General features: G+C 53.8%; 21 protein-coding genes and 1 riboswitch. Of the genes, 6 read left to right on the forward strand and 15 right to left on the reverse strand.

Annotation, left to right across the window (positions count from 1 at the left end; genetic code table 11):
- Positions 1 to 10 precede the first annotated feature (10 nt).
- A complete protein-coding gene (gene yegQ, locus KGP22_RS14425; RefSeq protein WP_111965797.1) occupies positions 11 to 1,372 on the forward strand; it encodes a tRNA 5-hydroxyuridine modification protein YegQ in 1,362 nt (453 codons plus the stop codon).
- Between the two features lie 161 nt (positions 1,373 to 1,533).
- On the opposite strand, the gene KGP22_RS14430 is transcribed toward yegQ, so the two are convergent.
- Positions 1,534 to 2,034 carry a DUF523 domain-containing protein gene (locus KGP22_RS14430; RefSeq protein WP_223579665.1) on the reverse strand — a complete coding sequence of 167 codons (501 nt, stop codon included), beginning with the start codon at positions 2,032 to 2,034 and terminating at the stop codon, positions 1,534 to 1,536.
- A gap of 141 nt (positions 2,035 to 2,175) precedes the next feature.
- Here KGP22_RS14430 and yegS point away from each other — a divergent pair, with 141 nt between their 5' ends.
- The gene (yegS, locus tag KGP22_RS14435) at positions 2,176 to 3,075 is read left to right on the forward strand and encodes a lipid kinase YegS (RefSeq protein WP_047174536.1); all 900 of its coding nucleotides are present in this window, start codon (positions 2,176 to 2,178) and stop codon (positions 3,073 to 3,075) included.
- A 53-nt stretch (positions 3,076 to 3,128) separates the two neighbouring features.
- Here the strand turns inward: yegS and fbaB are convergent, their stop codons facing one another.
- Entirely contained in the window at positions 3,129 to 4,181 is a 1,053-nt protein-coding gene (gene fbaB, locus KGP22_RS14440; protein ID WP_008500869.1) for a class I fructose-bisphosphate aldolase, read from the reverse strand.
- Positions 4,182 to 4,440: 259 nt separating this feature from the next.
- Here fbaB and KGP22_RS14445 point away from each other — a divergent pair, with 259 nt between their 5' ends.
- Genes KGP22_RS14445 through KGP22_RS14455 form a run of 3 tightly spaced genes read left to right on the forward strand, consistent with a single transcriptional unit; the run spans position 4,441 to position 7,669 of the window.
- On the forward strand, positions 4,441 to 5,718 hold the full coding sequence (locus KGP22_RS14445; protein WP_047174535.1) for a nucleoside permease: 1,278 nt from the start codon (positions 4,441 to 4,443) through the stop codon (positions 5,716 to 5,718).
- Entirely contained in the window at positions 5,715 to 6,719 is a 1,005-nt protein-coding gene (locus tag KGP22_RS14450; RefSeq protein WP_149366505.1) for an ADP-ribosylglycohydrolase family protein, read from the forward strand. The genes KGP22_RS14445 and KGP22_RS14450 overlap by 4 nt, the downstream gene beginning before the upstream one ends.
- Positions 6,716 to 7,669, forward strand: a complete 954-nt coding sequence (locus KGP22_RS14455; protein ID WP_149366504.1) for a PfkB family carbohydrate kinase — start codon at positions 6,716 to 6,718, stop codon at positions 7,667 to 7,669. The genes KGP22_RS14450 and KGP22_RS14455 overlap by 4 nt, the downstream gene beginning before the upstream one ends.
- Here the strand turns inward: KGP22_RS14455 and KGP22_RS14460 are convergent.
- The 4 genes from KGP22_RS14460 to KGP22_RS14475 form a co-directional block, all read right to left on the reverse strand.
- Entirely contained in the window at positions 7,643 to 8,389 is a 747-nt protein-coding gene (locus tag KGP22_RS14460) for a GntR family transcriptional regulator (RefSeq protein WP_032646519.1), read from the reverse strand. The genes KGP22_RS14455 and KGP22_RS14460 overlap by 27 nt on opposite strands.
- 42 nt (positions 8,390 to 8,431) lie before the next feature.
- Entirely contained in the window at positions 8,432 to 9,232 is an 801-nt protein-coding gene (gene thiD, locus KGP22_RS14465) for a bifunctional hydroxymethylpyrimidine kinase/phosphomethylpyrimidine kinase (RefSeq protein WP_149366503.1), read from the reverse strand.
- Positions 9,229 to 9,999 carry a hydroxyethylthiazole kinase gene (gene thiM / locus KGP22_RS14470; protein WP_223579668.1) on the reverse strand — a complete coding sequence of 257 codons (771 nt, stop codon included), beginning with the start codon at positions 9,997 to 9,999 and terminating at the stop codon, positions 9,229 to 9,231. The genes thiD and thiM overlap by 4 nt, the downstream gene beginning before the upstream one ends.
- 35 nt (positions 10,000 to 10,034) lie before the next feature.
- Positions 10,035 to 10,131: riboswitch (TPP riboswitch) on the reverse strand.
- A gap of 200 nt (positions 10,132 to 10,331) precedes the next feature.
- Entirely contained in the window at positions 10,332 to 10,508 is a 177-nt protein-coding gene (locus tag KGP22_RS14475; RefSeq protein WP_071579603.1) for a DUF3606 domain-containing protein, read from the reverse strand.
- A gap of 234 nt (positions 10,509 to 10,742) precedes the next feature.
- On the opposite strand from KGP22_RS14475, the gene KGP22_RS14480 reads away from it, so the two are divergent.
- Positions 10,743 to 10,991 (forward strand): hypothetical protein, encoded by a 249-nt coding sequence (locus KGP22_RS14480; protein WP_223579670.1) that lies wholly within the window; start codon positions 10,743 to 10,745, stop codon positions 10,989 to 10,991.
- Between the two features lie 25 nt (positions 10,992 to 11,016).
- On the opposite strand, the gene KGP22_RS14485 is transcribed toward KGP22_RS14480, so the two are convergent.
- The 9 genes from KGP22_RS14485 to KGP22_RS14525 all read right to left on the reverse strand — a co-directional run bounded on the left by KGP22_RS14485 (position 11,017) and on the right by KGP22_RS14525 (position 18,086).
- Positions 11,017 to 11,229: a hypothetical protein gene (locus tag KGP22_RS14485; RefSeq protein ID WP_223579673.1), complete on the reverse strand. Its 213-nt coding sequence runs from the start codon at positions 11,227 to 11,229 to the stop codon at positions 11,017 to 11,019.
- 62 nt (positions 11,230 to 11,291) lie between these two features.
- Positions 11,292 to 12,308 carry a major capsid protein gene (locus KGP22_RS14490; protein ID WP_182272015.1) on the reverse strand — a complete coding sequence of 339 codons (1,017 nt, stop codon included), beginning with the start codon at positions 12,306 to 12,308 and terminating at the stop codon, positions 11,292 to 11,294.
- An 18-nt stretch (positions 12,309 to 12,326) separates the two neighbouring features.
- Positions 12,327 to 12,671: a hypothetical protein gene (locus KGP22_RS14495; RefSeq protein WP_182272016.1), complete on the reverse strand. Its 345-nt coding sequence runs from the start codon at positions 12,669 to 12,671 to the stop codon at positions 12,327 to 12,329.
- 653 nt (positions 12,672 to 13,324) lie between these two features.
- Complete coding sequence (locus KGP22_RS14500) at positions 13,325 to 15,520, reverse strand: tape measure protein (protein WP_182272017.1); 2,196 nt, start codon at positions 15,518 to 15,520, stop codon at positions 13,325 to 13,327.
- Positions 15,520 to 15,855 carry a hypothetical protein gene (locus KGP22_RS14505; RefSeq protein ID WP_182272018.1) on the reverse strand — a complete coding sequence of 112 codons (336 nt, stop codon included), beginning with the start codon at positions 15,853 to 15,855 and terminating at the stop codon, positions 15,520 to 15,522. The genes KGP22_RS14500 and KGP22_RS14505 overlap by 1 nt, the downstream gene beginning before the upstream one ends.
- A 112-nt stretch (positions 15,856 to 15,967) precedes the next feature.
- Positions 15,968 to 16,450, reverse strand: a complete 483-nt coding sequence (locus KGP22_RS14510) for a hypothetical protein (protein ID WP_182272019.1) — start codon at positions 16,448 to 16,450, stop codon at positions 15,968 to 15,970.
- A 15-nt stretch (positions 16,451 to 16,465) separates the two neighbouring features.
- On the reverse strand, positions 16,466 to 17,377 hold the full coding sequence (locus KGP22_RS14515) for a hypothetical protein (RefSeq protein ID WP_182272020.1): 912 nt from the start codon (positions 17,375 to 17,377) through the stop codon (positions 16,466 to 16,468).
- Positions 17,352 to 17,528, reverse strand: coding sequence for a hypothetical protein (locus tag KGP22_RS14520; RefSeq protein ID WP_182272021.1), 177 nt, complete (start codon positions 17,526 to 17,528; stop codon positions 17,352 to 17,354). Before KGP22_RS14520 ends, KGP22_RS14515 begins: the two co-directional genes overlap by 26 nt.
- Positions 17,529 to 17,657: 129 nt before the next feature.
- The gene (locus KGP22_RS14525; RefSeq protein WP_182272022.1) at positions 17,658 to 18,086 is read right to left on the reverse strand and encodes a hypothetical protein; all 429 of its coding nucleotides are present in this window, start codon (positions 18,084 to 18,086) and stop codon (positions 17,658 to 17,660) included.
- Positions 18,087 to 18,555 lie beyond the last annotated feature (469 nt).

The following is an 18,555-nucleotide window of genomic DNA, read 5'->3' on the forward strand; positions in this document are numbered from 1 at the left end:
GAGAACAAACATGTTTAAACCGGAACTCCTTTCCCCGGCGGGAACGCTGCAAAATATGCGTTACGCTTTCGCCTATGGCGCCGACGCCGTGTATGCGGGCCAGCCGCGCTACTCGCTGCGCGTGCGTAACAACGAATTCAACCACGAGAACCTGCAGCTCGGCATCAACGAAGCGCATGCTCTGGGCAAAAAATTCTACGTGGTCGTGAACATCGCGCCGCACAACGCCAAGCTGAAAACGTTCATCCGCGACCTGAAGCCGGTGGTGGATATGGGGCCGGACGCGCTGATCATGTCGGACCCGGGTTTAATCATGCTGGTTCGGGAGAATTTCCCGGAGATGGATATTCATCTCTCCGTACAGGCTAACGCCGTCAACTGGGCGACGGTGAAGTTCTGGAAGCAGATGGGGCTGACCCGCGTCATTCTGTCCCGCGAACTGTCTCTGGAAGAGATCGAAGAGATCCGCACTCAGGTGCCGGATATGGAAATCGAAATCTTCGTCCACGGCGCGCTGTGCATGGCCTACTCCGGCCGCTGCCTGCTTTCCGGCTACATCAACAAGCGCGACCCGAACCAGGGCACCTGCACCAACGCCTGCCGCTGGGAATATAACGTCCAGGAAGGCAAAGAGGATGACATCGGCAACATCGTCCACAAGCACGAGCCTATTCCGGTGACCAACGTTGAGCCGACGCTGGGCATCGGCGCGCCAACCGACAGCGTGTTTATGATTGAAGAAGCCAAACGTCCTGGCGAGTACATGACCGCCTTTGAAGACGAACATGGCACTTACATCATGAACTCAAAAGATCTGCGCGCCATCGCCCACGTCGAGCGTCTGACGCAGATGGGCGTGCACTCCCTGAAGATTGAAGGCCGCACCAAATCCTATTACTACTGCGCGCGTACCGCGCAGGTGTACCGTAAAGCCATCGACGATGCGGTCGCCGGTAAACCGTTCGATACCAGCCTGCTGGAAACTCTGGAAGGCCTGGCGCATCGCGGCTATACCGAAGGCTTCCTGCGCCGTCATACCCACGACGACTACCAGAACTACGAGCACGGCTACTCCGTTTCCGAGCGCCAGCAGTTTGTCGGTGACTTCACCGGCGAGCGTAAAGGCGCGCTGGCGGCCGTCGCGGTGAAAAACAAGTTCACCAAAGGCGACAGCCTGGAGCTGATGACCCCGCAGGGCAACATGAACTTCACGCTGGAGCATCTGGAAAACGGCAAAGGCGAAGCGATTGACGTGGCGCCGGGTGACGGGCATACCGTCTGGCTGCCGGTTCCGGAAGAGGTGGAGCTGAAGTTCGCGCTGCTGATGCGTAACTTCAACGGTGAAAGCACCCGAAACCCACACGGCAAATAGTCAATCAGGGAAATTTTTTCGCGCTGGGATAATTCTTAGAATCGGATCACATACCGCTTCGTTCAATACGGGTATTATCCCCCCGCTGAAAAACATAACCCATAAATGCTAGCTGTACCAGGAACCACCTCCTTAGCCTGCGTAATCTCCCTTACGCGGGCTTATTTTTTGCCTTCTCTCTCCTCAATCCAGGCAATGAGTTCGTCGATTTGCTTCTCTGAGAACACGGCGATCCCATGCTCAGCGAGCAACGATGCCGCAACCCCCCTCCCCGCTTTATGTATGCCGCGAAACGATCCGTCATAAATGAACTCGCTGCCGCACGTTGGGCTGCCATCGGTTAACAATGCAGCGCTACACCCCGACTCCTGAGCAGCGCGTAGCGCAAGCCAGGCTGCAAGCTGATAATGTGCGGTCACATCCTGCCCGGTATTTTCAATAATTCTGGCTTGCCCGTGCATCACGTCTTTCCCATCAGCGGACATAATCTCTGCCGGAGGACGAGGTACAGGCAACCCGGCCGCCAGTTCAGGGCAGTGGATAACCAGACGTTGTTCCTGTTGCCAGCGAGCAAGTTGCTCACCCATTCGCGCTTTCTCACTTGCGTTATAACGAACCCTGAAGCCCATCAGGCACGCGCTTACCAAAATTGTATTCATCATCACTTTCCTGTGATTACGTTCATATCATCGCTGGAGTGTAACGCGCTTTCGGGCATATTTTGTTCCTTTCATCCTGTTCTTACCCGCTTTTTTCCTCTCTGCTATACACTCTTACTAACGCTAAAAAAGGGAGCAGCGCGGATGGCAACCTATCCAGACAGTCTATTGATTCTCAACGGCAAAAGCGCGGGCAACGATCTGTTGCGTCAGGCAATTCACGGCTTGCGCGACGACGGCGCGCGCATTCACGTCAGGGTGACGTGGGAAAAAGGCGACGCGGCACGCTATATCAATGAAGCCCTCGGGCTTGGCGTTGAGACCATCATTTCCGGCGGCGGCGATGGCACTATCAATGAGATTGCCTCAGCGCTAATCGACCTGCCCCCGGCAAACCGCCCGGTGATGGGCATTTTACCGCTCGGCACCGCCAATGACTTTGCCACCAGCGCCGGGATCCCGGAGGAGTTAGAGAAGGCGCTCCAGCTGGCGATCCTCGGTAAAGCCACCGCTGTAGATATTGCGCAGGTGAATGATAAAACCTGCTTTATCAATATGGCGACCGGCGGGTTTGGCACGCGCATCACCAGCGAAACGCCGGAAAAGCTGAAGGCGGCGCTGGGCGGCGTGTCATACCTGATCCACGGCCTGATGCGCATGGACACCCTCAAGCCTGACCGTTGTGAAATTCGCGGCGAGGATTTTCAGTGGCAGGGTGACGCGCTGGTAATTGGCATTGGCAATGGTCGACAGGCAGGCGGCGGTCAGCAGCTGTGCCCGGAGGCGCTAATCAATGACGGTCAGCTACAGCTGAGGATTTTCACGGGCGACGGCCTGCTGCCCGCGCTGTTTACCACGCTGACGCAGCCGGAAGAGAGTCCAAATATCATTGACGGGAAATCGGCGTGGTTTGAGGTAAATGCGCCGCACGGGATGACGTTTAACCTCGACGGAGAGCCGCTGAGCGGGACGCAGTTCCGCATTGAGGTGTTGCCCGGCGCGCTGCAGTGTCGGTTGCCGCCGGACTGTGTGCTTTTGCGCTGATGGTATTGCCGGGTGGCGGCTACGCCTTACCCGGCCTACACTTCGCCCTCAGGTCAGGCAATCGTGACTTTGCTGTCCAGATAGACGTCCTGCACCGCATTGATCAGCTTCACGCCGTCGGCCATCGATTTCTTAAACGCCTTACGGCCCAGGATCAGCCCCATGCCGCCCGCACGTTTGTTAATAACCGCCGTACGCACCGCATCTGACAGGTCAGTATCGCCGCCCGCCGCGCCGCCGGAGTTAATCAGCCCAGCACGTCCCATATAGCAGTTCGCCAGCTGGTAGCGCACCAGATCGATCGGGTTATCGCTGGTCAGCTTGCTGTAAACGCGGTCATCGGTGTAGCCAAAGTTCACCGCTTTATAGCCGCCGTTATTCTCGGCCATTTTCTGCTTCACGATATCAGCGCCAATGGTCGCCGCCAGATGATTCGCCTGGCCGGTCAGGTCGGCCGACACGTGGTAATCCACGCCGTCTTTTTTGAACGCCGAGTTACGCAGGTACGCCCACAGCACGGTCACCATGCCGAGCTCATGAGCGCGCTCAAACGCCGCAGAGATCTCTTCAATCTGACGACGGGACTGTTCAGAGCCAAAGTAAATCGTCGCCCCAACGGCAACCGCCCCCATATTGAACGCCTGCTCGACGCTGGCGTAGAGCGTCTGGTCATATTCGGTAGGGTAACTCAGGGTTTCGTTGTGGTTCAGCTTCACGAGGAACGGAATGCGGTGGGCATAGCGACGCGAGACGGAGGCCAGCACGCCGTAGGTGGAGGCTACACAGTTACAGCCCGCTTCAATCGCCAGTTCAACAATGTTCTTCGGATCGAAGTAGAGCGGATTCGCCGCAAAGGAGGCGCCCGCCGAGTGCTCAACGCCCTGGTCTACCGGCAGAATAGAGAGATACCCGGTGCCGCCGAGCCGTCCGGTGTTGTAGAGCGTCTGCATATTTCGCAGCACGGCAGGGGGACGGTTGTTGTCGACCATCACGCGGTCAACGTAATCATGACCAGGCAGGTAAAGCTGGTCGGCTGGAATGGTCATACAACGATGCTGTAAAAGGCTGTCGGCGTCTTTGCCAAGCAACTGCGCAATATCAGTCATGTGATACTCCCGTAAGTTCGACGTCATGTCGGTGTGCGTTAATCCAGTCCCATTATTTATGGGCAGACTAAGCCTGGTACCGACTTAACAGATTTTCCAGATTTTCCAGCCTTTGCATTTTTTTTCAGCACAATCTGCTGGCTCGATTCGTGTACAACAAAACTGTTACATTGATCAAACAATCGCCACAAAGGTATTTAAAAGGTATTATTGAATGGTATGTTAAAGGCGTACCCTCTCTGACATGCAGGATTAAAAAATGAAAACGAAAGTCCAACTGTCATTCATGATGTTTGTTGAATGGTTTATCTGGGGCGCGTGGTTTGTGCCGCTGTGGCTGTGGCTGAGCAAAAGCGGTTTTACCGCGGGGGAAATTGGGTGGTCTTACGCCTGTACTGCCATTGCCGCTATCCTCTCCCCGATTCTGGTCGGCTCACTGACGGACCGCTTCTTCGCCGCGCAGAAAGTGCTGGCGGTGCTGATGTTTGCCGGCGCGATTCTGATGTACTTCGCCGCACAGCAAACCCAGTTCAGCACCTTCTTCCCGCTGCTGCTGGTTTACTCCCTGACCTACATGCCCACCATCGCGCTGACCAACAGTATTGCCTTCGCGAACGTGGATGACGTCGAAGCCGATTTCCCGCGTATCCGCGTGATGGGCACTATCGGCTGGATCGCCTCCGGTCTGGCGTGTGGGTTCCTGCCGCAGATGCTGGGCTACAGCGATATTTCCGATACCAATATTCCGCTGCTGATGACGGCCGCCAGCTCCGCCCTGCTCGGCGTCTTTGCCCTGTTCCTGCCGAACACCCCGCCGAAAAGTACCGGCAAGCTGGACTTCAAAGTGATGCTCGGGCTGGACGCGCTGATCCTGCTGCGCGACAGAAACTTCCTCGTGTTCTTCTTCTGCTCGTTCCTGTTCGCCATGCCGCTGGCCTTCTACTACATTTTCGCCAACGGCTATCTCACCGAAGTGGGAATGAAAAACGCCACCGGCTGGATGACGCTCGGCCAGTTCTCCGAAATCTTCTTTATGCTCGCCCTGCCGTTCTTTACCAAACGCTTTGGTATTAAGAAGGTCTTACTGCTGGGTCTGATTACCGCCGCCATCCGCTACGGGTTCTTCGTATACGGTGGTGCGGAACAGTACTTCACCTACGCCCTGCTGTTCCTCGGGATTCTGCTGCACGGCGTGAGCTACGACTTCTACTACGTCACCGCGTATATCTACGTGGATAAAAAAGCGCCGGTGCACATGCGCACCGCCGCACAGGGCCTGATTACGCTGTGCTGCCAGGGCTTTGGTAGCCTGCTGGGTTACCGCCTGGGCGGCGTGATGATGGAAAAAATGTTCGCATACAAAGAGCCGGTGAATGGGCTGACCTTCAACTGGGCCGGAATGTGGACGTTTGGTGCAATCATGATTGCCGTGATTGCCGTGCTGTTTATGCTGTTTTTCCGCGAATCGGACAAAGAGATCGCCGCAATTGCGGTGGTTGATGGCGATACCGCGCTGACACAAGGGGAAGTTAAATGAAACAAGAACGTGTTCTCGGTGCCCTTTACGGGCAGGCTTTAGGGGATGCGATGGGCATGCCGTCGGAGCTGTGGCCGAGAAAGCGCGTCAAGGCGCACTTCGGCTGGATTGACCGCTTTTTACCCGGCCCGGCAGAGAATAATGCGGCCTGCTATTTCAAACAGGCAGAGTTTACCGACGATACCTCAATGGCGCTGTGCCTGGCTGATGCGATCGTCGAGTGCGACGGGGAGATCAACGCGGACGTTATCGGCAAGCATATTCTGCGCTGGGCTCTGGATTTCGATGCGTTTAATAAGAACGTGCTCGGCCCGACCTCCAAAATCGCGCTTAACGCAATTCGTGACGGCAAGCCGGTCAGCGAGCTGGAAAACAACGGCGTGACCAACGGGGCGGCGATGCGCGCCTCCCCGCTGGGCTGCCTGCTTCCGGCGACGCGTCTGGAACACTTTGTTGAGCAGGTGGCGCTGGCCTCCAGCCCGACCCATAAATCGGACCTCGCCATTGCCGGCGCGGTGGTGATTGCGTGGGCGGTTTCCCGTGCCGTCGACGGCGAAAGCTGGCAGAACATCGTCGATGCCCTGCCGGGTATCGCCCGCTATGCGCAGGAGGCGAAAACCACCACCTTCAGCGCGTCGCTGGCGGCGCGTATTGAGCTGGCGCTTAAGACCGTACGGGAAGCCAACGGCATCGACTCCGCCAGCGAGCAGATTTATCAGCTTGTCGGCGCAGGAACCAGCACCATTGAGTCCGTCCCGGCGGCCATTGCGATGGTCGAACTGGCGGAAACCGATCCGAACCGCTGCGCCATTTTATGCGCCAACCTGGGCGGCGATACGGACACCATTGGCGCCATGGCGACAGCCATCTGCGGCGCGCTCCACGGCGTTCAGGCGATTGACCCGGCGCTGAAGGCCGAGCTCGACGCCGTTAACCGGCTCGATTTCGGTCACTATTGCGAGAAACTGCTGCACTATCGGGAGCAAAGGGAGGGCGTATGAATGCATTTGCCCAACGTCTCGACACCCTGCACGCCACGCGCCCGGTGACGGTGCTGGGCGCAGCGGTGATAGACGTCATCGCCGACGCCTACGCCCTGCCCTGGCGCGGGTGCGATATCGAGCTTAAACAGCAGGGCGTGAATATCGGCGGCTGCGCGCTGAATATCGCCATCGCCCTGAAGCGGCTCGGCATTATGGCGCAAAACGCTCTGCCCGTCGGTCACGGCGTCTGGGCGGATATTATCCGCAACGCCATGGCGAAGCAGGATCTGCACAGCGCCGTGGAGGCCGATACGGGCGACAACGGCTGGTGCCTGGCGCTGGTTGAGCCTGACGGCGAACGTACCTTTATGTCCTTTAGCGGCGTGGAGAACCAGTGGCAGCAGCGCTGGCTGGATGCGCTTTACGTTCCGCAAAACAGTCTGGTTTATTTGTCCGGCTACCAGCTGGCATCGCCGTGCGGCGAGCTGCTGACACGTTGGCTGGAGGGATTACAGGACGTGACGGCATTGATCGATTTCGGCCCCCGCATCGCGGATATTCCCGACGCGCTGATGGAGCGGATTATGGCCTGCAGGCCAATCGTGTCGCTCAATCGTCAGGAAGCGGAACTTGCAGCTGAAAGATTAGGTGTGGAGTCTGAAAACCTGGGTGAAGTGTGGCAGCAACGCTTCGGCGCCGCGCTAATTGTGCGCCATGATAAAGACGGTGCTATGTGGTATGAGGGTGACGCCTCGGGCGTTGTTCCGGCGTTCCCGGCGACGGTTGTGGACACCATTGGTGCTGGCGACAGCCACGCGGGCGGCACGCTGGCAGGGCTGGCAGCGGGATGGTCACTGGCAGACGCCGTTTTGCTGGGGAATGCCGTGGCGTCCTGGGTGGTCAGCCACCGCGGCGGCGATTGCGCCCCGACTCGTGAGGAATTACTCCTCGCACACAAAGACGTATAGATCGCTGCGACAGTAGCTGATGCTGTACTCAATCGGACGGTGCTGCTGGTCAAGCGCAACCTGCTTGATCACCAGCACCGGTATTTTTTCATCCATCTTAATGTGCGCCTGAAACTCGCTGTCCGGCATGCGGGCGCTCACCCTTGAGCGGGTGCGCTGCGGGAAGATGTTCTGACTGCGGAAGTAGTCGTACAGCGAAATGCCAATTGCATCCGGATCGGGAATTAACCCGACCGGGACCCAGGACTCTTCAATCGACACCGCATCGTCATCCACATAGCGAATGCGCTTAAGTAAAAAAACCTCGCTGTCCGGGGAGATCGACAGGTGATTAGCCACCTCTTCCGGGCATTTCACCACCCGCTTGTTGACCCACAGCGTATTGGGCTTTTGGCCGCGCAGCACCACCTGCTGCGAGAACCCGCGCGCCTCTTTCAGCGAATATTCAAAGATGTTGTTGATTTGCGTGCCATATCCACGGGAACGCGTCACCACGCCCTCTTCCTCCAGCGCCTGCATTGCCTTTCGCACGGTGATGCGCGACACGCCGGTTAACTGGCTCAGATCGCGCTCGCCGGGCAAAATATTCCCGTGCTCCAGCACCCCGCTGCGCACCGCATTTTTTACCGTTTCGGCAAATTTCAGGTACAGCGGCGTGTTGTCCGGCGCGGCGATCCGTTCATTCAGTTGAGCGATTAACCGGGTATGCGCTTGTTCCATCTCTGTTTTCTCAGGCGTGGTGTTTCCTGCCAGTATACTGGGTTACCACCATGCATGAAAATGATGAACCGGCCCAATACCGTGACCGACTTCCAGAGTATCGGCTTTTGCCAGCGCCGCCGAGAGCCAGGCTTTCGCTTCGCTAACCGTATCGGCCCAGCCTTCATGCCGGGGACGCAGCGCCGCCAGCGCGGCGGAGAGCGTGCAGCCCGTGCCGTGGGTGTTTTTGGTCTGCACGCGCGGCGCGGTAAAACGTACTTCGCCATCGCGGGTAAAGAGCCAGTCCGGGCTTTCAGCATCGTCAAGATGACCGCCCTTCATCAGCACCGCGCCGCAGCCCATCGCCAGCAGCGCGTTTCCCTGCGCTTTCATCTCGCGTTCCGTTTGCGCATGCGATGTGCCTAACAGCGCGGCGGCTTCCGGCAGATTGGGCGTGATAAGCGCCACCTGCGGCAGCAGTTTTGTACGCAGCGTCTCCACGGCGGAGGCCGAAAGCAGCGGGTCGCCGCTTTTTGCCAGCATGACGGTATCCAGCACCACGTTTTGCACCTGATAGCGTTTAAGCCGCTCGGCCACCGCTTCCACAATATCCGTCTCGGCCAGCATGCCGATCTTGGTGGTATCGATGCGCACGTCGCTGAACACAGAATCCAGCTGCGCGGCAACAAAATCCGGCTCGATACGGTAGACCGACTGCACGCCGCGCGTGTTTTGCGCCACCAGCGCGGTAACGACCGAGCAGCCGTACGCGCCAAGGGCCGAGAATGTTTTCAGGTCAGCCTGGATACCCGCGCCGCCGCTGGGATCGGTGCCGGCAATGGTCAGGGCGTTAATCCGCTTCATGCCTGCTCCTCCAGCGTATAGAGCGCATCCAGGAACGCGCTGGCAAAACTGCCCGGGCCACGCGACTGCGCAACCGCGACCGTTCCGGCTCGTTTCATCCATCCGCAGGCGGCAGCGACGTTATCCAGCCGGTCACCCGGCAGCGAGCAGCTCGCCGCCACAACGGCAGAGAGCGCGCACCCGGTGCCCACCACGCGCGTCATCAGCGGGTCACCGCCGGTAACCGTTCGGGTACGTTGCCCGTCCGTGATGTAATCCACCTCGCCGGTGACGACCACAACGGCATTGGTCTGGCGAGCCAGCGCCTGTGCAGCGGGCACCGCGCTGGCTGCGGTATCGGTCGTATCAACGCCGCGCCCGCCCGGGCTCATCCCGGCAAGAGCAAGGATTTCAGAGGCATTGCCGCGAATGGCCGCCGGTTTCAGGGCAAGGATTTGATGGCAAAACCGGGTGCGGAACGTCAGGGCGCCCACGGCAACCGGGTCCAGCGTCCAGGGCTTGCCTGCCGCCACCGCGCTCTCAATCGCCCGGCGCATCGACTGGGCGCGCGGCGCGGTCAGCGTGCCAACGTTGACCAGCAGCGCATCGGCGATCGCGGCAAACTGCTCGGCCTCTTCGGCCTCAATCACCATCGCCGGGGATGCGCCAAGCGCCAGCAGAACGTTGGCCGTAAAGGTCTGTACGACATCATTGGTCATACAATGGGTCAGCGGAGAACGGGTGCGGAAGTGATGTAAAACGTGTAAATCGAGCAGGTCAGGCTGCATGGGTTCGCTCCTGCCTTGCGTGAAGAAGCGATGACCGGGAAGGCATCTGACTTCCCTACGCTGGCATTATCCAGATCAGGTAATACGGGTATTTCTCAGCCTTCACAAAGAAGGGCACCCCGAGTCAAATAAAACAAAATCAAAAGCTTGCGATTAACGTCCCGTTAATCCCTGTTCTGGATCATGCCAGCGGGAAGCCAAAGACTCAACCCTAAAAAATGCTCTGTGTGCCAGCTTGTGTCCCAGGTTGTGGCTCACAGCACCAAACACCGAACACAAAAAAGGCCGGGTTTCCCCAGCCTCAACAGCACATTGAAGGTGCCTTCACAAACCTATTTACCTAGATGTGCTCTTACCTTAGCGGTGCCATTACCAACAGCTCTAACAGCAGCCCTAAGCTGAGATTCAGTAACACCTAACGCTTGGGTCCAATATGCCACTTCCCAAGATTCACTCAAGCTGATGAAACGTTTATCTTCTGGCTGGCGACGCTGTAAGTTATCTGCCATTTGGTTTGTCCTGAGTATTACAAGCTTATGCCTGCACACTACCTATATGACTACTCTGCAGCTTCGTAAACGGTCAGTTATCAAACAATTGACACTGGTCATAAAACCAGTAAAAACTTTTTTCCGAGCTTGCTAACTTTGCCGCTTAGCTTCTATCATAACCACTACATATTGTGTTTATTGATATAACAAATACAATATATCCAAACATCCATCCCGTGAATAGGTGTTAACATGGCGAACAATGATAAGCAATCCTCGAAAGATGTAGCTCATCTGGCAGCTGAGACTCTAAACAACCCAAACGCCTCTGCGATTCAGAAAAGTTTAGCGGGTTCGGTGCTATCACAAGCAGGAACAAAAAATCAGACTGGCGCGGACATGGAAGCCAAAGCATCAGCAGCATTGAAAAACCCACGTTCAAGCGAGGTTACTAAAACCTTAGCTGGTTCGGTTGTTTCCCAATCGAATAAAAAGCGCTAAAAAAAAGCCGGGATTAACCCGGCTCTCATGTTTTCAGTTTTCGTTGTCGCTGTTCGCTCAAGTAGTACCTGATAGCGCTGTCGAATCCATACGTATGGATGCGGTCAAGTAGGCTGGAACGACTACACTCAAGCCTGCGTGCTAACGCTGACATGTTGATGATCGCATCATCGCCTTTACCGTCCAGAATCCACTGCATCAGCGGCATGTTGCCAGTACCGATCAAAGCTAATTTCATATGTATCTCCTCTTCTTTGCCTCGCCAGCAGCGGGGGCAATGCGCCCCCAAAATCCGCTGTCTTACGCTGCGTCGTCCATAGTGACCTTCAGAACGAAGTCCGGACGCATTGGGATCTGAATCTGTGATAACTCACTGACCACCTCATAGTTCATGAACTTATCACGCAGAACGTAATGGTAAGACGGATAAACCGGACCATTAGCAACTTCAGCATGACGGCTCGCCGGAGTCTGATAAGTCATATAAGGTGAAAGGTCGCCTTCAACAACATTGGAGAACGTCGCCAGCATGTAGCCTTCACCATCTGCAATGCTGTATAGCGGATCGTCAACCTGCACTACAGTTACGCGCCCAATGTTGTATCGATCATATGCGCCCAAAGTGTCAGGGAAAATGATGTCACGGGACGTAGCACCAAACAGAGCCGCCTGATATGCGGTTGGGTTGCCTTGAATGGCGGTGAAAAGACTCGGACTCGCCAGCAGATAAACCTGCTTGATGCTGGAAGACCAGCCACCCAGATTTTTCTTCAGTAGCGTGACAGCATTCTGCATCTCAGTAATGACGTTGGCACTGATGCCAGTTTTCACCACAGCAGACGGCTGGTTAATACCCCAGAACTGGTCCCAGTGAATGGTTGGGCCTTCGCGTAAATGCGTTGCTTCAGTCACGTTATGCAAAAGACTCTGCGCCATCTGGAATTCTACGTCACGGCGGGTTTGCAGGTAGTGCTTCAGGGTATGACTAGCAACTACATCTTCAGCGGTCATCTGGCGATTTGTTCCCGGCTGACGTTTCCCCTGCCAATCCTGGCTAGTGATGGTTGAGCTGTAGACATGCAGTGGAGCCTGAACGGTCACGTTAGCCGCTTTAGGGAAGTTTAGACCCGACATTTCAGAACCATAACGGGCAACTGATTTAGTCACTTCACGCTGCACATCTTCCAGTGTGTCGAGCGCGATGATTTGTGTGTCACTTGGACGGCTGGTAAAGATCCCCAGGCTGGACAGAAGGAACCCCTCGCCGCTTGGCTTCACGAACTGACCGGAAAGGTTAGTAAAATCACTTAATTTCATATTGTTATCTCTCCTTGATTAGATTGCGGTGTTTGCATCAGCAATGCGGTTGCCTTGCTTAACAAGGGCGGCGTAAGCAGCATCTTTTGCAGCCCCCGCCACAACCAGACCAGATGGATTGAACACACAGCCACGGTCTGAAATGACCAGGCTACGGGCATCACCTGCAATTTGGTTTTGCAGAGCTACAGCACAGTTATCAGCATCGGCTGCAACGTATGCCGCGCCAGTGGTCGGGTTAATCACATCACCACAAGTCACATCAGCAGCCAGATCAAGGATCACGGTGCGCTTATGAAAGATCGGTGAATCGGTATAAACCAATACATCTTGTGGGGTTTTGCTTTCGTATTCGAATGCCATATTTTGTATCTCCATACAGTAAGTCGCCAGAGCGATTAACGGATTTCCGTTAACCTGTGCAGCAGGCAGTTTTTATAATCCGGCGAATATGCCGGGTTGAGTTGAAAAAATACCGTCCATCGGACGGCATTCTTCTATTCGTGTTCCAACAGAAAAAGACCAAGGCGAGAATATCCCGCCTGGTGTAGGTCAGTAGTTTTCTGATGGAGAGATTTGGAAAGCATGAGTGTGGTTCACGCTTAAAAAATGAAGGAGCACGACAGCGGGAGACCTCATATCTTCGTTGCCGCACTCAATGCCAGTTTGCATCATGGCTGATGACCGGAGGAGAGCCGGATTTAATGGCAAATCCAGACCAGAGGCCCAGACTTTGTACGCCCTAAGGCGAATCTTTTGTGATGTACCGCCCGTTGGCAAACGTCCAGTGAGAGGCTGGAAGCGACACATCACAAAAGAGGCTCCACGGTGTCACAGAGCCTGCTTTATATTTCGGAATGACAATGGCTGCTGTAATTCACCTTGTATATTATTTTAACACGAATAATTATCATTTACAACAAATTTCACGAGAGATCTTTGATTTGTCGCTAAATTTGATACATGCGCATTGCGGTATTGAGATAGGGGCGACGAATTCGCCGCCAGTATATTAATTAGCCAGAAATACCCAAAATGAGATTGGTATTTTTCCTATCCTGCTCTTGTACTTCGGCCTTAATTGCATCGCTGAATTTGCTATCGTCAATGCTGAGTTTAACCTCGTTGGTCACCGTCAGATCGGCCTTACCTTCAATACTGAATGGCTTGCCAAGGTTCATACCATAAGCAAGATTATCAATGCCCGGTAGTTGTGCCATGCCTGCGGTAGCTGGTTGAATTCCAGGTAAGGTATTCATCCCCGCAAATGCATTAGTGAAACCTTGAGCATGATCGGCAAAGAAGTTTTTGATGTCAGTCCAAAGGGTAGGCCTGTCGTTGTTTGCCTGCACCTTCTTCATGAAGGCATCAGGATCAGCCTGAATCTCGCTAAGACGATTATTGAGACTTACACCAGCCATGATCGCAGGAAGACCCATATAAAAGCCCCCACCTTTACCGCCTTTAGCTGGTTTGCCGTCTTTCCCTGGTTTGGTGTTGTCGGTTCCTGGGGTGGCAATGCCACCAAGAGCGCCGATTCCGGCAAGAGTACCAAGCAGACCTTTCAACGGATTCGCGAAGCTGACAAGCCACCGCAACGCGCCAGCTAACTTGAAGATCGCCCCAGTGAAGATCGCAATTCCTGCCGCATATGCTGCTGTATTACCGAATCCCTCGAATGTCTTGGACAATTGAGGAGCATACTTCTTGATCAGCGCTTCAATGAGAATGAAGCTGTTATAGACCGTGTACCCCGCATCAGTGAAACCTTTAATCACATTGCCTGCAATGGCTCCCAGCGTCTTAAATGCATCTTGGTTGCTGTCAATTGCATCTGTCAGACCGTTAAACGTATCGGTAAGCTGACTGCCGAAGCCCGATTCAAAGAAATTCTTCTGTGCAAGTTGCATCGTTGTGCGCAAGCGCATCATAGCAACACGGTTAGATTTCAGTGACTTCTCGAAAGCACCACCTTTCTGTGCTGCTGCTTTAAACTCGTCACCAACAAGGGGAAGGATATCCTTCGCAAGCAGTTCACCGTTTTTCATCATTGCCATGAGGTCTTTTTCGGTAAGGTCTGTCCGGCCTTTTAGCTTATTCAATGCCTTGACGAAGATCCCGACTGCGTTTGGTAAAGCGTCCCCGAGCTGCCCCTTCAACTCTTCAGCCTGCACCGTGCCTTTAGCGTATATCTGATTAAGCGCAAGCAAGGCGCGGCTCTGCTCCTCACCAGTGGCCCCTAATACGGTTCCGTACTGGCTGACACCTTCAAAGAGGTTTTTGATTTGGCTGTCTGTGGCCTTGCCAGCGGCTGAAGCGTAAAACTTCACGTAGTCTTTGCTGGTCTGTTGAAGGTCAAGACCAAGGGAAAGCGCCTGTTTCTGGAGATACGCCATTTCCTGAGTGGCTTTCTTACTGTCGCCTGTCACCGCCTGGAGACCAGAGGCCATTGATTCGAAGTCTTGCCCGGTCTGCATGATGGTTTTGCCGATCCCAATAGTGGCCCCAATGGTGATCGCTGTGCCAGCATGATCAAGAAGGGATGTATCAAGGCCCGTCACTTTAGCTTTAACTGGGATGGTTACCGGCTTTTTGATTAACCCACCCTGCTGTCTCAACCGCTGTTGTAGCTTACTTACTCTGGCGTTGTACTCTCCAAGCGCCATTGAACCAGCATGATATTGTTTCGTTAGTTGGCTAAAATCCTGAATTGCTTGCGCTCGCTGGCGTGGTGTCAGGTTGTAACCGTTGGCGGCAGTGCTAAAGCGAATACCTTTGGTGCGGATCTGCTGAGTGCGTTTCTCTAGGTCGGCCTGTTCACGCTGTGCTCTGATTGCCTCACTGAGACCACGGACACTTTTAGGAACCAGACCGCCCGCCGCTGGGTTACGTGCTGCAATCGCAGCCATACGTTGGGCGTGACGCTGTTCGTTGGTCGCCATACGTGCATTTATAGCACTTTGTTTCTGAGCTTCAGCGGTTAATCGCTGATTGAGCTTCAATCTCTGCGTTTCTGCTCGCGCCTGCTGTAGCTGGGTCTTGCCGTTGGCTTGTTGTAGCTTTCGTGTCGCCTGATCGAAAGACTTTCCCGCTGACTCCGCATATTTTTTCAGGCTCTTGATTTTGTTGCGGGCGCGGTTGAAGGAGTTTTGATCGACCTGCCAGGAGACTGTATTAACCAAGCTGGAGACGATCTTATTTGTGCCAGACATCACACCCCCTGATTGATAACGTAGCCCAGACGCTTAAGCGCGGCGCGTTGTTCAGGCGTTAGCTCATCAAGGCTTGCCTTCATCATGAGGCTGACTGGACGGAGGTTAGCGCTATAACCTTGGGCCTGGTGGCACAGAGCGATCCCTTTTTCCTTGATGGTTTTGCCACTTTTTAGGGCTGGCTCGCTGGCTGTTGCAGTCGAAGCGGTCAGATATCCCTCGATAGCATCAGCCAACACCTGATCGGCGCTTTTATTCAGATCTCCGCTCTCCGGTTCGGCAGCTGCCTGCATTGCGGCGAGAATATCGGCGCGGATGTCGTTTACGTTTTTCATTATTATGTTTCCTGTAGAGGTCCAGGCCGTCACGAAGCCATAGAAGTACGGCTACGCAGATCGGCAGAAATGATAAATATTCAAATAGGGTCAAGTTTCCCCGGCTGGGGTATTAATAATGCAGGCGTGGTGATCGGCGTTGGGGCGCTGCCTGCTTGCGTGAAATAGTCTTCCGGAACTCAATGAACAACGGATCGTCACTAACAGGCATTCGGGATGCCATTTCCTGATCGCTCACTCCGTCACGTTGAAGAAACGTGATCACAGAAAATAGAGGTAACTGGAGGTCAGCACAGATTTTTTCGAGCATTGCACCCGAGTCGAAATATTGGCGTACAGTTCGCTTAGTTGCGTACTGACTGGTGTACTTCACCTTTCGAAACTTGGGATTCCATGTCTTAGCCAGTTCAGCTACAAACTCAGGATCAAGACGTAATAACAAGGCAACTTTGCCGGGAGTCATGCCATGCACAAGGAGTGCCTTAGCGGTTTTAACAATATCCTCATCACGGCGGCGCTTTTTAAAAAGACGCTCTAAATCTGTTTTTTTCTGGTCAGCCAGAGAGTGGCTGTTGCCAGTTACGTTCTCACACAATTATTCCTCCAATTGCTAAAACGGTTCGTTATCATTAAATTCAAGCTGCTCATCCTCTTGCTGCTGCGGGGCATTAATAGCCTGTTTCGATTCGGCTGCTCTTCGCGCCTGCTGCTGTTTGTAAATTGCATCAGCGCCTGACGATTCGTCGTTAGCGGCAGACCTCGATCCTTTACTTCCCTGGCTATGGAGAATGGTGATATGGCTCTTGATCAGAGTCTGCGCCTCTTTCGAAGTCTTGCCCCACATTGTGAGATATTCCTCTAAACCTTCCTCACCCTGATTCTGCCAGTAGTTGAGGGTATTAAGATCGGCATAGTGCCGTTCGTTCAACGCATCAGCATCAGAGGATAAAGGAGCATTGCCGCCAACATCCACAGGAGATACAGATTTTCCGACTCCAGCAGCAGCCGCAGAGGTTGTAGTAACGGGTTGTTCGTCATCCTGTTGTTTCTGCTCATCTTTGCCGCTCTCCCCGGTTTTAACTTTCTGATTATTTGCGATGGTTACTACTGCGTCACCTTGCTGTGATAACCCAGCGTTAAGTTCTGCTAAAATTTCCTCAGGATCTTTGACTGTGTAGTCAGTATGGGAGATCTCTTTACTTCCTGGTTTACGAGCTGGTATCGCTGTAATCCACCCCATTATCATTAGCAGTTTCACTTTTTTCTGAACAGTTGAGAGTCCCATACAACAGCAATCCGCAATATATTGTTGAGACGGACGGATCTCACCTGTCGTCTTCTTCCATCCAAGCAGATGACTGTAGACCGCCATGATTTCTGGGCTGTTTTTCACTCCGTTGAAATATTTGATACGGGCAATCTGGATCACCCAAGGGGAAAAAGTATCAACCGTGATCGGTTTGTCTTCGTTCGGCTGCGGTAGGGATTCGTAAAGTTTACTTTCTGCTTTCTCGGTCGTCATAATATCCTCGCTGGTTATCTGTTTTATTGTTTTCGATGATTTTGGCTGCCATTTGCAGCAATTCACTACATAATTTTGCCATTGGCATGTCTCGGCGGTTGGCCTCCCTTAGCAATGTGCGGTACGTTTCATCCGGAAATGAAATATTCATACATCCTGTCTCCTGTCTGTGAGATGTGGGAACACACCCCTGCGATCATGGAATTGACCAAGGGTGAGGAGCCGTTTTTACGGCGGTTTAGTTTGATGGCTTGCGCCAGCGGGTGATGCTAAGGCGGGATTAAGCTGGTGTTGTTAAGTCTGGAATAGTTTTTCCGATAATGCCTTCAAGTTCACCGCCAGACTCAATCATCTTAAGCAGAAGGATCTGCTCATTCATCAGGCCGATGCCATGAGAGGCGTAATAGACACGCCAGCCAGAAAGCACAGGTTCAATGATTTCCATAACATCACGGCCTTTTGCCAACTCATGGCTGTAAGGCTTCAGAATATCCCGGATGATTTTTGCATTCTTAGCCTGCTGGCGCAGACCTTTGATGATATTCATGGCTTCACGAGTTGCCGGGTATAGTTTGTCTGCTTTCTTGGAGCCGCCAACGCGGGTTCTGAAACTGCGAAGATTTACTAAAGAAGTGATTTTGTTGTCGATTGCAGAAACAATCTCTGAGGCGGTAGCGTTCGAAAAGTCGAACAGGACTGGTTTTGTCATCTAATCTCCTATGTTGTTTTAATGTTTCCTTTTCTCAAGGTATGAATATATTATGTCATAAATCACACTTTTTGTCAAGTTTCTTGTTGTATCATAGATAAAAGTGTGCTAGCAACCTTTTGGGCTGGGCCGCATAATTCCATAAAGCAACATACAATGTCATTAGCAATTCGTGCTGAATTTAATTATATGTATTGCATTCTTATTTTAGGTGGGAAATAATTCAGGGTTACACAAATCGCCTCTGACGCGCTCTAAGCGATTCCAAGCCGTAGGCAGTGCCTATGGGTTACCTCTACCGTTTAAATGCCGTGTAGCGTGTCTGATGCGCTCTGTGAGCCTCCTGTTATCTAGCCTTGATTGTCCTTTGTCAATCAACGGTCACAACAATCAAGATGAATCGGGGATTCACCGCATAGCGTCTTTGTGAAGTCTGAGGGGGGAGCGCCGCCCCTCCAAGGGGGGAGTT

Origin of the sequence: Enterobacter sp. JBIWA005 (assembly GCF_019968805.1) — a bacterium.
Taxonomy (GTDB): domain Bacteria; phylum Pseudomonadota; class Gammaproteobacteria; order Enterobacterales; family Enterobacteriaceae; genus Enterobacter; species Enterobacter vonholyi.